Source organism: Nocardia aurea (genome assembly GCF_003123685.1).
Taxonomy (GTDB): Bacteria; Actinomycetota; Actinomycetes; order Mycobacteriales; family Mycobacteriaceae; genus Nocardia; species Nocardia aurea.
On the sequence record NZ_QCYJ01000084.1, the window covers coordinates 574,971 to 591,004 of the forward strand.

Below are 16,034 nucleotides of genomic sequence, written 5' to 3' on the forward strand. Positions count from 1 at the left end.
GCACAACGACATCAGGGGTTCGGCATGGGCAACAGCGAAGTCGAGGTGTACACCGAGAAGCTGCGGCGTTCCGGCGATGCGAACGGTGAGGCGCACGAAGTGCTCGCCGCCGTCGCCGATGACGCGCGCAGGGCGACCGCGGCGGGTTCTGTCGCGTGGGGGCCGGACAAGTTCGGCGCGAAGTTCGCCGAGGGGCCCAAAGGGTTTCTCGCGCAGTTGAGCAACGTGCTCGGCGGCACCGAGAATATGTCCGGTTCGTTCCACGAGATCGCGGGCGGCCAGTACGGCGCGGCCACCGCGTTGGAGCGGAACGAGCAGGCCTCCACCGACAATTTCACCTGAGTGATCGTGTCCGGCATCGTGCAGGCCGATCGGATGATCGGCCGGTCGCGGACGCCACGGGAGGCGGCCGCGCAGTCGCGGGCGGACAGGGCGAGCGGGATACTTCCGCATCCGGTCGATGACGAGATCCCGGCGCTGCCGGTGCTGTGGGCGCGATGGGCGACGATGGCGGCGACCTTCGTCGCGGCGGGCTCGCCCGGCGGCCCCCGGATCGTGCCGTCGGTGGCGTGGTACGAGAGCGCACAGGGCGGCGGCTCGACGCTGACCCTGTTGCCGGGGGGTCGCGCGGTGCTTTCCGGTGGTATGGACCATTCCGCGCGATGCGCCACCACGGCAGCGCTTTTCGCGGGCGCGCCGCATTGGGTGGCGGATCCGGTGCTGAATCGGCGTGCGGAACAGGGTGTGCTCGCGTTCTGCTATTGGTGGCAGCCCGTCGCGGGCGGGCGCTGGTTTCGAGGTGAGTCGGCACCGCCGCGTCGTTTCGGCACGGCGATGCCGGGAGTGTGGACCGCGGACACGGTGATTCGGACGGTCGCGGGCGCGGTCGCGCGATATCCGAACGAACCCGGACGCACGGCGGCGGCACTGCTGCTGACGGCGGCCGAGGTGGGAGTGGTGACCGCGGGAACCGTGCACAGTGTCTTCGGTCGGCGCGTCGACTTCGATACCGACGGCGCGCTCCTGCAGTTCTCGCTGGCCGGTTTGGTGGCTACCGTTCCGGTGACCGGATGAGGTCGGCGGTTCCGTGGCGATAATGATCCCCGGTTGGCTCCAGCACCTGGAATGGGTGGCGGGTACCGACTGGCCCGAGGGCAACGAAGACCTGATGTGGGCGATGGAGGACTCACTCAAGGCTGTCGCGGACCGGTTGCGCAACAGGGGATATCCCGCCATCGACACGGCGATCTCGGCTCTGCTCGTCGCATACCCGGCCGGTGATGGCCGCGAACAGATCGAGCGGGATCTGAAGAAAGTTCGCACCGGCCCTGGATCGGTGGAGGATCTGGCCATCTATTTCGACGCGCTCGCCGATGCGGCGGGCGGCTTCGGCACCCAGATCAGTTCCAATAAGTGGAACGGCATCATCTCCCTCGGCTGGTTGGCGGCCGAGTTGGCCTACGCCTCCCTCTTCGGCCCCGGCGCGCCGTTCGCTCAGGCCGGGGCGATCTTCGCGACCCAGCGGGCTTTTCGCTGGATGGGGGGTCGACTGCTCACCTTCATCGGGACGCTCGTAGGCCGAATGGCCATCTCGGAAGGCGCGAAGTTCATCGTCAAGAAGGTCGTGTACGAGATCGTGCAGGAAGCGCTGGTGGAGGTCTTCCAGGGCACGGTCCAGGAACTGACGGTCCAGGGCATTCATGTGGCGGGCGGTCACCAGGACGGATTCGACTGGGGCCAGGTCGGTTTCAACGCCGGGATCTCGGCTATCGCGGGCGGCGCGGGCGGCGCGACGGGTTTCGGCATGAACCCTCTGGTGTCCAGGACCGGGCTGTCCGACCGCGGCTGGGGCGGCGCGCTACGCGGTGCGATGGTCGGCGCGGGAGCGGGAGCGGGCGGCGCCATCGCCGCGTGGGCGGCCACCGGCTTCATCACCAAGCAGTGGGAATTCGATCCGCGAATGCTCACCGGCGGTGTGCTTTCCGGTGTCGGCCCGTCGGCCGTCTTCGGCTACCGCGGACTGAACACCCATGCGGGCGCGCCGATGCCGCTCACCCGCATCGGCGCGATGCCGGGTGCGGCCCCGACAGCGACCATCCCGGCCTCGGTCACCGGCATCGCGCCCAACAGTGTCGCACCCGCCGCGAACGGCGTGAACCCGGGAACCGATTCCGCGGGTGGTCCAACGGGAGCGCCGACCATCGGGGCGGGCCGTGTGCCGGAAGGCGGGGTGAACGGTGCCGATACCTCCGCGAACGGAAGTACCTCCGCCGCGGGGGCGGCGAACGGCAACGGTTCGGGTCCGGCGGCCGCGAACGGATTCGGGCCGACCGGATCGGCGCCGGTGGCTTCGACGGATCCGAGTGGCATCGGTGGTGGCGAGGTTTCCGCGGGAGAGGCACCGGCGAGCCGAACCGCCGCGCCCCCACAGGAAGTACCCCAGGACACCGGGGGAAACGACAGTTCCGACTCGGCCGGTGGCGCCGATCCCCGCAACGCGGAGTCCGCGCGCGTTGATCAGCCGAGCGTCGGTTCGGCCGGTATCGATCAGCCAGGCATCGATCAGACCGGTGTCGACCAGTCGGGTATAGATCAGACCGACGCTCGATCGTCCGGGGTAGACAGGACCGGTGTCGACCACGGAGGCGTGGAAAGCGGTGCCGCTGGGGCGGAGACTGTGCACAGCCCGGGAGCGGGGTCTCCCGGTTCGATGGATTCCGGCGCGATCCACGACGGGACGATGCCGAATACCGCCCCGGACATCACCGCGTCGCAGGCGATCCAGCCTTCGGGTGTCCCGGGGCTGTCGGGGCAGGTCGCCGCGCCGGGCGCGGTGGGGCCGATCACGACGACGCCCGATACCGTCACGAGTCGAACGCTGCCGGGAGCGTCGCCGAACGCGACCGCCGCGAACAGCAATTCGGTGCCCGCCGTGGAATCTCGTGCGGTACAGCCGATCTCACGTCCGGCGGATACGGGGTCCCCGCGTACGCAGGAGACAGCCGACCCGAACGCGCTCCCGCGTGCCGGAAGCGTCGGGCGAGGCAGGCCGGACCAGGGCGGCGCGATCGACGCGCGGGTCGCGGACTCCGAGGCTCGCCGAGCCGATATCCCATCCACGGTGGGGAACCAGGAGCTGTCGGGGGTGCCGGGCGAACCGGATACGGATCTGCCCGAGGCAGGTCTCATCGTTCCAGGACCGGCTGTGGCACCGCCGAACACATCCGGACCGAGGTCGTCCGGGACTGTTCGCGTCGATGCGTCCGCGGCGGCCGACACCGACTTCGCGACCGCCGCCGATCGGTCGACGGACTCGTTGGGAACCCGCGCCTCGAATCCCGACGCGAAGTACGGCGTCACCGGATTCCGGCCGCCGACCGACGGTCCTTCGGCCCAGCCGGTCGACCCGCCGTCCACCGATCCCGCGATCGGGGACAACGACTTCGAGCTGCCGAATCAGTGCGGACCCGAATCGCTGGCCAGGGTCGCGGCCCGCACCGGGAATCCGGAGGTGCTGGTGCCCGGCGAGGTCGGGCCGGAGGGGATGGATTGGCGTGAACTGGAGGCGGCGGCCGGTGGCGTCATGATTCCGCTGGTCGCCGAGCAGGAGCGGACGCCGCACCAGGTGGCCGCGGCCCAACTGGCAGCCCTCGGGCCCGGCGCGACCATTCTCGTGGTGGACGAGCAGCACGGCCCGGCCGACGAGCACGGGGTCGGCGCGCATGCCTACGTCATGTACAACGACAGCGGCGTGATCATGGTCGATGATCCGCGAGTCGGCCCGCCTTTCGCCTTCGATCCCGATAATCCGCCCGATGTGAAGGCCACCTGGGGTATTCACTACGGCGCCGACGGCGAGATCGTCATCCCCCGCGCGTCGGGAGGTGGTGTGGATCCGGAGGACCTCGACGCGACGCGGCCCGGCACGCGCATCGGCTCCGACCCGCATCAGCCGCGAGCGCCGGATGTCGGCCCGATCGTCGTCACCGTCGGGCTGCCCGACTCGGACGGTGTTCCGCTGCCGCCCGAGCAGCGAGTCCGTGACGCCGCCGTTGCGCGCGATCGCGTCGTCGACCAGTTGCGGGCGCTCGCCTGGCGCAATCCCGATCAGATCGATGACATTCGTGTCATCGTGTCCGAACTGGTCGCGAACTCACTCGATCACAGCGCCGACCCGGTACATATCGAAGTCAGGGTCACCGGGGTTGCTGGTTCGCGCACGCTCCGTGTGGACGTGCTCGACACCAACGCCGCCCGGCCGGAGATGTCCGAATTCGGGACGCTGCCGGACGATCTCGTCGACACGCTCGACGGCGAGGATCTCGACGCGTTGATCGCCGGGCTCGGCGAGCGGGGGCGCGGTCTCCCGATGGTCGTGGAGATGACGGCGGACAGCGGAATTCTCGATCTGCCCGCCTCCGACACCGCCGGACCGGTCCCGCGCAAATCCACGTGGTTCGTCCTGCACGAACCGGGCGCACAGCAACCCGCGATGGTCCCGGCGAATACCGAACCCGATCCGGTGATCGGTGTGACCGCCGCCGAAATCGAAGCGCGCTACGGTATTCCGCTCGACCGTCAGCGGGCGATCCAGGGGTACGCGGACCGGCACGGCCTGATGATCTCGGTACGGCCGGGCAATCCGGATTCGGTGAGCTGGATCAACGCGGGCAATCCGGGCAAGCCGGAACTCGTGAAGGCCAAATCCGTCAACGCACTGGATGTGGCGTTGGGCGCACCCGCCGACGTACTCGGACTGGTGGGATTCTTCCGTTTCCCCGATAGCGACACCGAAGTCGGTGATCTGCGAATGCCCGCACGCGGCACCGTGTCCGAGGAACGCTGGAATCAACTGCTCGGCCGTTTGAACGAGCGCCGCGCCGAATTCGGGGCGTTGCGCGCGTCGATGGACAAGCTTGTGGACAGCGGCCGGTTCGCTATCCGTGACGGCGTGGTGCACGGACGAGACAGCGATGGCGAATTGCGCGCTCTCACCGGCGATCACGACTTGTTCGACTCCCGTCACGCCGACGGCAGCCGACTGTCTCCGTTCGAGAATTTCCTGCACTTCGATCGAATCCATGCTGAGCGGATAGGAATTCAACATCCACCGCTGGCCTACTGGAACGCCATGTCACGGGCCGATTGGGATATCTACCTGAGTCTGATGGACCGTCACGGCGGTACGGACGGCGAGCCGCTGGTGCTGTTCCGCCCGGGCCTGGACCCGGCACTGGTCCGGATGACGCCCGCCGAGCGGGTCGAGATCGCCCTCGCGCGCCACGGTGTGCTCGAACAAGCCTTGCTCGAGGTCCAAGCCGATCTGTTGCGACGGACGGTGGAATCACCAAGGGACACCGCGATCGCCGGGCTGCGCGAACAGATCGCCGACATCACGCGGATGATCGAACGCAACAACCTCGAAATCGACCCGCCGCCGCCCGAGACTCCCGTCGTGCCAGCGGTATTGGAAACGGGCACACCGGCGCAGGTCGCCGAATTCCTGCGCGGCGAACACGGCATCGTGGTGACCGGATTCGACGATCCAGCTATCGATGCGGGCGTCGCGCGGGAATTCGCGGCGGCGGTGCACGATGTGCTGTCACGGTTCCCCCGGCTGGGACTGCGGGAGATCCGTATCGCCGATCTCGAGAGTGCGAACACTGTTGCCGAGACACGGGAATCGGCGCGCGGCGATCATGTCGCCGGGCTCGGCCTCAACAGGAGATTCGCCGTCGCGCCGAGAGATCTGCGCACGAGCATCGCCAGGGCGATCGATACCGGGAATATCGCGCCGGGGCACGGTGAGCGGCCGGTGTACAGCCGGATCGTGCACGAACTCGGACACGCACTCGACATTCAGGGCAGGCGTGTCGCGTCGAATCGGATCGCGCAGGTGCTGCGCGACCATTACCGGCTGCGGGTGGGCAGCTATCAGGGCGGTTTCGACGGATGGCTACGTCAGCTGTCGGGATACAGCTTCAAGGGGCCGCAGGGGTCCTTCGTCCCGCACGAGGCGATCGCCGAGGCTTTCGCGGATGTGGAAGTGCTCGGTCCCGACGCCTCCGAGCCCGCCCGGGTCCTGCACACCTTGCTGGTGAGCGAGGCACAGGCGGCAGACGAACGAGCACGGCGTATCGCGCGCGGCGACGGCACCACCTATTGGACACAACCGGCGCAGGGGGCGAAATCGCATCTGGAGGGCGGTGTTCCGAAGAACTGCGCGCCGGAGGCACTGCGCTTCGCCGCTGAACAACTCGGCATAGCGGCGTCGGAGATTCCCGACCCCGACGGACAGATCCCGCTGCGTGGCGTCACCGCGGCGGATTTCGCCGCAGCGGCGGGCGGAGACTGGCATCGCGGCGGATTCGCCTCGCCCGACGCGGCCGCCGCGCTGGTCCGCGATACCGGCGCGGTGATCCTCGGTGTCATCGAATTCAGCGGCCTGCAACGCGCCGATGTGGTCGGTGCTCACGCGTTCGTGATGTTCCGCGCCGAGAACGGCGCCGTCATCGTGCACGAGCGAGTCGGCGACGAGGTACGCGAATATGTGCACACCTGGGGACAATCCTCCAGACAGGTCGTCGGCGTGCACGGCATCGTCTTCGAAGCCGACGGAACCGCCGAGCGTCCGCTCGTCCGGGGCGAACAGTCCGGTGCCGACCCTGGCACCGATGCTCCGGTCGCGCGGATCGGAGCCCGTCCGCCGCAGGAGGACACCGGCGCGACCGCGGACCCACCCGATATCCCGGCCCTCGTTCGTGCCGCGCGGGCAGGTGACGCCGACGCCTTCGCCACGCTGCGCGACCTGCATGTCGAGGAGATCCGTCAGCGGGTCACCGCGGGGATGCCCGATGCGCGAACGGCCGAGGAGGTCGTCGCGGAGACATTCGCCAGGGCCGCACGTGATATCGGGACACTGGGTGTGCGCGGTGAATCTGTCACGGACTGGTTGCTGACGATCGCCAGGACCGCGGCGATGGATCAGGCCAGGCTGAACAACTTCCGGCGCAATGTGCAGGCCGCGTTGCTGAGCGCCGAACGGGTCGCGGAGACGGGGGCGGAAAGCCAGGCCCTGGCCTCGATGACAAGGACCGAACTGCGTCAGGCCCTCGATCTGATGGGTCGTGGACAGCGTCGCGCGGTGATGCTGCGGTTCTGGGAGGGACGTTCCCCCGCCGAGGTCGCTCGGGCGCTCGGCCTCGGCCAGGACGCGGCCCAGGTGATGCAGCGCGGCGCGGTCCGGGAACTCGCCAGGTTGATCGTCGCCGCGCGCGGCACGGGGGTCTCGGCCGCGGAAGCGACGGTGGCGACGGCGCTGCGCGAGAATCCGGAAGGACTGCGCCGCGCTATCGACCGATTGCCCCGCGCCCAGAAGGAGTTCGCCGAACAGGTCCTGCTACGGGGACAGTCGTTCGAGGCGGTCGCCGCCGCGACCGACCGCAGCCGCGCCCAACTCGCGGTGGTGAAATCCCGCGCGTTCCGCGCCCTGGCCGAATTCCTCGCGCAGGACACCGTGCCGACCGGGGCGCCCGGACGCGGGACGGCGATCCTGACCGTGCAGGCCGCGCGGGCCCGCGACCCAGAGGCGTTCGCGTCGGCGATCCAGCGACTGAGTCCCGCGGAACGTGAATTCGCCACGCTTCGATTCGTCGACAACCTCGACGCGGCGGATATCGCCGCGCGCACCGGCCGCAGCGGCGACGCGATGAAGGCGCTGCAATCGAGGGCCACCCGTCGACTGGCCGAATTACTATCCGGTACAGAAACTCTCACCGCGCAGCAGCGGCAAGCCGTGGTCGAGAATGCCGCGGAATCCGACCCGCGCGGACTGCGCGCCGCGCTGGCGAGATTGTCCGACGCGCAACAGCGCAGTATCGAACTTCAACTGCTACAGGGCCGTTCGCAGAGCGAGACCGCGGAACTCATGGGCCGCAGCGAGAACGCGGTGAAGGCGCTGTATCGCGAGGCGATGATCCGGCTGACCGAATTGCTGAGCGGCACCGCCCCGGCAGCGCCGACCGATGCCATCGCGACCGTGCGGGCGGCACTGGAGACCCGGCCGGAGGTGGTGCACCGCAACCTGGTCCGGCTCTCCGCCGATCAACGTTCGGCTATCGAACTCGGACTGATCCAGCAGCGTCCGGTCGCCGATATCGCCGCGGCACTGGGCCGCACCGCGGAGGCGGTCGGCGCGCTGCAACGGCGAGCCGCGCGCAAACTCGCCGACCTGATCGCCGCCGATAGCGGCGAGGCGCAGACACCGCGGTCGGAGCCGAATCCTCGGGACACGAGCGTGCCGGAGCCGACGGTCGCACCACTCGACACCGTCCGCAGCGCCGACTCGGATACCCTGCGTACCCATATCGCGCGTCTGCCTCGAGCGCTGTCCGAGGTCGCCACGCACCGGTTCATCGACGGCCTCGATATCGCCCGGACCGCACAGGCCATGGGTCGCAGCGATAACGCGGTGGCGAAATTGCAGGCGCGCGCGGTCGCCCGGCTCGCCGAGATGCTCGCGGGCGGCATCACCCCCGATTTCCAGGGCGGCGCGGATCTGACGCTGGTCCGGGCCACCCAGCGGGACAATCCGGGCGCGGTACGCCGTGCACTGCGCGAGCTGAGCCCCGAACAGGCGAAGGTCATTCGGATGCGGATCGTGCAGGAGCGCACCGCGGCGGATACCGCGACAGCCATGGGCCGCACCGAGACCGCGATCAACAATCTACAGCGCACCGCGGTGGCACGGCTCGCGCAACTGCTCACAGGTAGGCGAGTGCCGAGTCCGGCGGAGGCCACGGCATTCCTGGAGAACGCCGTGCACGACAATCCGGCGGCCGTCCGCCGGGCCGTCGCGCGGTTGCCTGAACAGGCCAGGGTGCTGGCGGAATTGCGATTTGTGCAGGGAAGGAAACTCATCGCGGTCGCCTCCGCGCTCGGACGCACCGAACAGGCGACCAGGCATTTCCAGCGGCAAGTGGTGGTGGATCTGGCCCAGGCCCTCTCCGCCGAAATCGGCCCCATACCCGTCCTGGAGGACCCGGGAACTCGAGGTGAGCTGTCGCGCCTGGTGGTGGGCGCCCGCGACACCGCCCCCGCCGCGTTGACCATGGCGATGCGGCAACTGTCAGATATCGAAGCCCAGTGCCTCGATCTGCGTTTCGTGCAGGGCCGCTCGATCAACGAAACCGCCGAGGCCATGGGGCGCAGCGCTGACGGCGTGCTCGCTGTCCAACGGCGGGCTCTGGCCAAGATGCCGGAACTACTCGCCGCCGCACGGGCGGAACTGGCCGATTCGGCACTGCCGCGCCCGCCCGAACACGGCGCGAGGGTGTCGGTGGTACGGGCGCTGCAACAGAACAATCCCGAGGCGTTCGCGCGTGCGGTCGGTCTCCTGGGCGAACAGCAGCGCGCGCTTGTCGACGCGCGGTTCGTCCGTGAACTCTCGCTGGACGACACCGCCGCGGTCATGGGTCTGGACCGCGGCCGGGTGATCGATATCCAGCGCCGCGCAGTCCGTGAACTGACGCAGTTGCTGGCCGACGAACTGCCGCCGGACGCTTCCCCCGAGCGGGGCGCCGACAGCGCTCGCGCCGGGTCGGAGACCCCGCGCTGGGCCAGGCAGGTGCCCGCGTGGGATCTGTCCGGGTACGACACCCCGGCGCAGGTCGCGGTGGCGATGACGGAGCGCTGGGCAGATCGGCGATTGCGCGTGACCGGGTTCGACATCGACGGTCTCGAGGTGGAGACGGCCCGCGAATTCGCTCGCGCGGTGGACGCGATGCTCACCAGATATCCCGAGATCTCGCTGGACGAGGTCCGCATCGGTCCCTTCGACGGCAGCCACTACGGCGAGACCCAAGCGGTGGTCCGCGGGCTCACCGTGCGCACCTCGTTCGTCGCGCTGAATGCGATGTGGGCGACGAATACCGATATCTTCGACAGTTATTGGGCCGACGAAGTGGGCGAAGGCCATATGCGCGGCCCGGTCGACCGCCCCGCCTACGGCACGATCGTGCACGAATTCGGCCACGCACTGGTGCACGCGGGCCGCCTGGAGGCGTACCACCGCGCGGAGGAGGCGCTCGCGCGGTACTACGTGGACACTCACCACGACACCGCGCTCGACGGGTTCGAGGCGTGGTTGCGCACCCAGTTCAGCGGTTACAGCTTCGACGAGCACAACACCCTCAATGTCGAGGAGGCCGTGCCGGAAGCGTTCGCCGCCGTGGAACACCGGGGTGACCGGGCGTCGGAGGGCGAGAAGATCCTCTACCACCTCGTCGTGGAGATGGCCGAAGCGGAAGCGGCTGCCGCGCAGTCCTTCTTCCCGGTGTTTCCCGAGCCCGGCGTCTCCGATGCCGACGGCTCGGGTACGGATTTCGCGCGCGCCTCGGATTCGTCGAACCCCGACGATGCCGCCGCCCGGTCGCCCGCGCGCCCGGAGGTCTCGGCGACAGGATGGGATCTCGACGGCTACGACACCGCGGCGGCGGTCGGCGCGGCACTGGGCGAACGGCTCGGTATCCCGGTCGTCGGATTCGATCTTCCAGGCATCGATCTCGACAGCGCGCGGCAGTACGCGTCGACCCTCGAGGAATTGCTGCACACCCATCCACAGCCGAGGGTCGGCGAGATTCGCATCGGCAGACTCGACGACGACGAGCTGTACATGAATGCCGAATGGGTGCTCGAGCACGGGCGCGGCCGTACCGTCGCCATCACGCTCAACGAGCGTTTCGCCGCCGACCCCGCACTGTTCGTGAGCAGGTGGCGCGCGGACGTGGAGTCGGGGTTGCGGGTGGGGCCGATCGATCAGCCGGTCGCGGCCAATGTCGTGCACGAATTCGGGCATCTGCTCGATCATGTCGGCGCCAATTCCGCGCGCGGGCAAGCGGAATTCGTGTTGATGCGCCACTACCTGGATACCCACCGGCAGCCGAGTATGACCGGCTTCGACGCGTGGCTGCGTACCCAGTTCAGCGAATACAGCTGGAACGGGACGACATTCGTCGCCTCCGAAGCGCTCGCCGAGTCGTTCGCCGCGGTGCGGCATCACGGCGAGGTAGCCGGTGACGGTGCGCGCCTACTCACCGCGCTGTTGCTGCGTGAGGCCGGTGCCGTACCCGATCCGACCGTGGCGCTTCCGGCAGATACAGGTAGCACGCATCCGAACGGGGCCGTCCTGTTCCCCGGGGATCTGCCGGACGGTGGCAGGCCTCTGTATCGGGGCATTCCACGGCTGCTCGCCGACGGCCGGGTGAATCCGACGTACCTGGCGGCGCTGGTCGGCGCGGCGGTGCCGCGGGGGGAGTACGACGCCTCCTACGACGAACATGTCACCCAGCGCACCACCGAGAGCGACACCACATCCTGGTCGCGTCAGCTCGCGGTCGCGCGCGCATTCGCCAAGGGTGACGGGCTGATCCTCGAATGGCGGACGGGCGCGCCGCCGGACGGTGCGGGCTGGCGGTACAGACCCACCATGGACCCGTTCGACGATTTCGAGCAGGTCCTGGTGCAGGGCACGCTGACGGGAACCCGCGCTGTTCGTTTCCTCGCTGCCGACGTGAACGGGCCCGATCCGGATACTCTCGGCCCGGTGCTCCCGGCGGGCACCGATTTCGCGGGTCACGACGGGACTCCGGGCTCGGTCGTCAAGGCCGTGCTCGCCGATCTGCTCCCGCCCGGATTCCTCCCCGACGTCGACATCGATATCGCGACCCCGGCCGAGCGCAACGCCCACGGCGCGCTCGACTATCTCGCCGGATATTTCGAATCCTCGGATTTCGTCGCGGCGTCGATGTTTCGGCCCCTCGATCCCGGCGTACTCGACCGTCTGGAATCGCTCGATCCGGCCGAACTGCGTACCGCCATGGAAGGGCGGGGGGTTCCAGGGCCGGTTGCCGACGGCGTGCTGCGACGACTGAACGAGATCATCGACGCCGGGACGATCACCGGGGAGCACGCCGCTGACTCGAACGAATTCGGCGACCCCGCCGTTACCGAGGTCGCCGTCGATATCGACGCCCCCGCGCCGGTCGTGGAAGCGCCGATCGTCATGTCCTCGCCTGCCGAACGCGCGGGTCTGCGTCCGCCGGGCGTGGTGCGTCAGCCGGGCCTGCCGCCGACCTTCCAGGATCGGCAGGTCTACGGATTCTACGAATTCGACCGGCCACTGGACGCGGTGCTGCGTGCGCGATTCGACGCGGCGGGCGCGCGAGCGCTGAGCGATCGGGTGGCGGTCGTCGAAGGTCCGGAACCGCTGATACTCGTCGCGGACTGGATGGGCCCCGATATCGACGCGACCCTCACCGAAGCGCTGGATCGATGGCCGGACCTGCGCGCGGTGCTGAACCATCCACGGGTGCGTATCCGCTATCTGCTCGGCGAAGTCGATTCGGCGGGACAGGTCACGGCGGGCGAGATCGAATCGCCCGAGGTCCGGCACGGTGTCATACCGGAGGGACCATGGGCCGGGATGACGATGACCTACTGGCAGGATTTCGACGGCTACTGGCGTAGCGCACCGGTCGACGTTCCCACGGCCCGGATTCCGCCGCCGCGCACCGCACCGGATCTGCCCGCCGACTGGCCGATGCGCCCGCACTACGCGGGCGAAAGCGATCCGGCGGACCCGATGTATCGGGGTATCCACTACATGTCGCCCGCCGAACGCGAATCCACGCGGCTGTTCGTCGGCCCGGAGGGCAGGCTGCACAGCGCGTCCGACGGCAGGCCCTTCCACTCGGGGTGGGTCTCCGGCGACTGGAACCGCACGGAGTTCGTCATCGACGGCAGCGGGAACATCTACGCCGATACCAGACAGGTATCCGGGCGACTGGCGCATTCCTCGTTCCTCGCGGGCGGCGATGTCGCGGCGGTGGGCACCATCCAGGTGCACTACGGCAGACCGATCGCGATGGACGAGCACAGCGGCCACTACTGGCCGACCGCGGAGATCAACGATCGCGGCGTGCGCAGTCTGCTCGCCCAGGGCGTGGTCTTCAGCCACGGTTTCGAGCAACTCGACCACCTGGGTGGGCGCCGGCCCAGCCTGGTACCCGAACCGCCACCGCCGGGACCGATGTACGGCAGCGACGCCGCGCGCGCGGGCGGATATCCCGGCCCGGATCCGGAGGACGGCGTGTGGGACGCGCGCCGCCACACCACCGCGTCCGAGGTCGCCGCCGCGTTGGCCGGGAAACACGGCCTGAACGTCACCGGATTCGACATCGAGGATATCGATGTCGACATCGCACGGGAGGTGGCCGACGCGGTCGATCGCCTGCTGACCGACTATCCGGCGACGGCATTGCGCGAGATCCGGATAGCCCCGCTGCCGGAGGGTGTTTTCGCGCGGACCGATTCCTCCGGCCCTACCGGCGGGCCGCGGATCACACTCAACGAGCAGTACGCCATCGATCCCGATCTGTTCCGATACGAATGGGAGAACAGCGAATCCGGCGCGGCCATCGTCGGTCCGCTGGATCGGCCGGGCCACGGTGTCATCGCCTACGAACTCGGTCGGCTCCTCGATCTGGAGGGTGGCGGCACCGCCCAGCGACTGCTGATGCGCGAACTCTTCCTGCACTACCGGCAGGGGCGGGCGGCGGTCGACCGGACCGAATTCACCGCGTGGCTCAAACGGCAGTTCAGTTTCGACAGCTTCGGACAATTCGGCGCGTTCCGGCCCGCCGCGGCCCTCGCCGAAGCACACGCGGCGATGGCGAACGACGAGGGCGAGCCGTCCGACGGGCACCGGATATCGGCCGCCCTGCTCGCTCGGCAGGCCGCCGCGGACACTCGAGTCGACCCTTCCACCTCCGATATCGGCCTGTCGTTCGTCGCGCCGGAGCACGACGGCGAGTGGGGCCGATACACGGACGCGCGCGGGATCGCCGAGGCGTTGACCGATGGACACGGTGTCGTCGTGACCGGATTCGATCTGGCGGGCGTCGACGTCGAAACCGCGCGGGAGTACGCCAGGGCCATCGATCTGATGCTCGAGCGGCACCCCGGTGTCGACCTCGCGGAAATCCGCATCGCGCCCCTGGAGGAGAACGTCTTCGGGCGAACCATGGCGATCGCCGAGCACGGTAGACCGAGTACGACCTCGATCATCATCCTCAATGAGCGCTATGCCGCCGATCCGCTGCTCTTCCAGCACGATTGGGCCGAGGCGGTCGAGGTCGGCTTCTGCGCGGGCCCGATGGATCGCCCGGTATTCGGCGCGGTGGTCCACGAATTCGGCCACGCCGTCGACGTCGCGGGACGTTACGGCGCGCGCAGCCGAGGCCCGCTACTGCTCGCGGTGCGCTATCGGACCGAGTTCGGCGCCGATACCGCGGGTTTCGGGGACGACGTGGACCGCCGATACCGGGATTGGCTGGAGGGCCAGCTCAGCAGATACAGCCTCACGCCGTCGAGCGGGGTGAACATCGTCGAGGCGTTGCCGGAGGCATTCGCCGCAGTCACCCACGCGGAGTTGTCTCCCGACGTGGCGTCCGCGACCGAGACCCAGCGATTGCTGCACGACGCGCTGCTGCGTGCGGTCGAATCGGTGCGCGAGAGCACTGATCCGGACGGCGCGGAGGTTCCGCCGCCGGATTTCCTGCGGCTTCCCGGCTGATCCGCGCGGTGACCGATACCGTGACTTCGAAACGAGACATCAGGAGCAGCTATGGGACGCAGTAGGTACCCGACCGGAGATGAACTGCGCCGCAACTTCGAACGCGAACTCGAGTCGGTGACCTCCGGCGGCGGCCTCCGCTCCGAGACCGGTCTCGACGTGGACACCGATGCCGCGCTCATCGAGATCGCCAAGGCGTATCCGAATATTCCCGACGCTCTGGTCGGCGCCGCACGCGCCGCGTTCGCCGGGCAGTTGGACGGGACGAATGCCGCCGCGCGCCGGGATCGCCTCCAGCGGATGCTCATCGAACACAATCGGCGCGAGCAGGGCGACGCGACGTCCTAGACCGATCCGTTGCCGGTGGTCGACAAACTTCTCGACGGTTCACCGATACCTCGCTTGTCGTACGTGCGATGATCGGACGTGAAGTCTGTTGAGAGGACGCGAGGTTCATCATCGTGGGTAGATTCGAGAACTACGAGGAGAAGTTCCGGACCGCGGGCTCCGACACCGGCAAAGTTCACGACACGGTGAGTCGGCTGGCGAACGCGGTGCATACGGCCATGGCCGTGGGGCCCGCGGCATGGGGTCCCGACAAGTTCGGCAGTAAATTCGCCGACGGCCCGGAAGGTTTCCGCACCTCCATGACCAATATGGTCACCGGCACGGAGAATATGGCCGGATCGTTCCGATCGATGTCGGAGGGGCAGTACCGTGCCGCCGACGCGGTCCAGCGCCAGGAACAGGCCTCGCGGGAGGGCTTCGAGCAGATCTGAGGCGACCGGATCCGAGGCGACAAGATCCGAGGTGGCAAGAGCTGTAACCGGCGTTCTCGCGGCCGTGCGCCGTGAGTCGGCCGGGCGGCGGAGAGGGCTGTATGGGAAGCGAATACGACGAGGGCGATCTGGCATCGGTGATCGATGCCTTCCAGGATCAGATGCGTGCCATCGCGCTGGTTCAGCAGCAGCGGGTGAAGTTGACCGCGAGCGCCACTTCGCGCGACAAGTTGGTGACGGTCACCGTGAACGCCAACGGGATCGTCATCGAAACCAAATTCTCCGCCGGTATCGGGGAACTGGGCTACGACGAGATCGCCAAGACGGTGACCAAGACCGCGCAGGAAGCCGCCGCCGAGGTCGCGCGCAAGAATCAGGAACTGGCCGCGCCGATCACCGAGCGCCGCGCGCGTCTGCCCAAACTATCCGAGGTCATCGAGGGCATGCCCGACTTCGAGCGTGAGATTCCGCTGGAACCTCCGGTATCCACCGCACCGCCGGGCGCCGCCGAACGCGGGGGCGACGAGGAACCCATGGTCTTCGCCGACGTGGAGGAATTCGACCACGAGGCACGGAGTGAACCCGCTTCGGGGGTCAGCGATTCCAGCTGGTAGGACAGGGTT

The 16,034-nt window shown here is 68.6% G+C and carries 6 protein-coding genes; all 6 read left to right on the forward strand.

The annotated features are described in order from the left end of the window. The first annotated feature begins 24 nt into the window (after positions 1-24). The 6 genes from DAT37_RS15715 to DAT37_RS15740 all read left to right on the forward strand — a co-directional run bounded on the left by DAT37_RS15715 (position 25) and on the right by DAT37_RS15740 (position 16,025). Positions 25-342 carry a hypothetical protein gene (locus tag DAT37_RS15715; protein WP_109525432.1) on the forward strand — a complete coding sequence of 106 codons (318 nt, stop codon included), beginning with the start codon at positions 25-27 and terminating at the stop codon, positions 340-342. Next, the gene (locus tag DAT37_RS15720; protein ID WP_109525433.1) at positions 343-1,074 is read left to right on the forward strand and encodes a hypothetical protein; all 732 of its coding nucleotides are present in this window, start codon (positions 343-345) and stop codon (positions 1,072-1,074) included. A 22-nt stretch (positions 1,075-1,096) separates the two neighbouring features. Further along, positions 1,097-14,632 (forward strand): sigma factor-like helix-turn-helix DNA-binding protein, encoded by a 13,536-nt coding sequence (locus DAT37_RS15725; RefSeq protein WP_109525434.1) that lies wholly within the window; start codon positions 1,097-1,099, stop codon positions 14,630-14,632. Positions 14,633-14,683: 51 nt separating this feature from the next. Next, positions 14,684-14,980 (forward strand): hypothetical protein, encoded by a 297-nt coding sequence (locus tag DAT37_RS15730; protein WP_109525435.1) that lies wholly within the window; start codon positions 14,684-14,686, stop codon positions 14,978-14,980. A 113-nt stretch (positions 14,981-15,093) separates the two neighbouring features. Next, on the forward strand, positions 15,094-15,411 hold the full coding sequence (locus tag DAT37_RS15735; RefSeq protein WP_109525436.1) for a hypothetical protein: 318 nt from the start codon (positions 15,094-15,096) through the stop codon (positions 15,409-15,411). A 101-nt stretch (positions 15,412-15,512) separates the two neighbouring features. Beyond that, positions 15,513-16,025, forward strand: a complete 513-nt coding sequence (locus tag DAT37_RS15740) for a YbaB/EbfC family nucleoid-associated protein (protein ID WP_232839767.1) — start codon at positions 15,513-15,515, stop codon at positions 16,023-16,025. The last annotated feature ends 9 nt before the right edge of the window (positions 16,026-16,034 follow it).

Coding starts and splice junctions, on each gene's coding strand:
- DAT37_RS15715 (WP_109525432.1), top strand. CDS start 25: ATGGGCAACAGCGAAGTCGAGGTGTACACCGAGAAGCTGCGGCGTTCC.
- DAT37_RS15725 (WP_109525434.1), top strand. CDS start 1,097: ATGATCCCCGGTTGGCTCCAGCACCTGGAATGGGTGGCGGGTACCGAC.
- DAT37_RS15730 (WP_109525435.1), top strand. CDS start 14,684: ATGGGACGCAGTAGGTACCCGACCGGAGATGAACTGCGCCGCAACTTC.
- DAT37_RS15740 (WP_232839767.1), top strand. CDS start 15,513: ATGGGAAGCGAATACGACGAGGGCGATCTGGCATCGGTGATCGATGCC.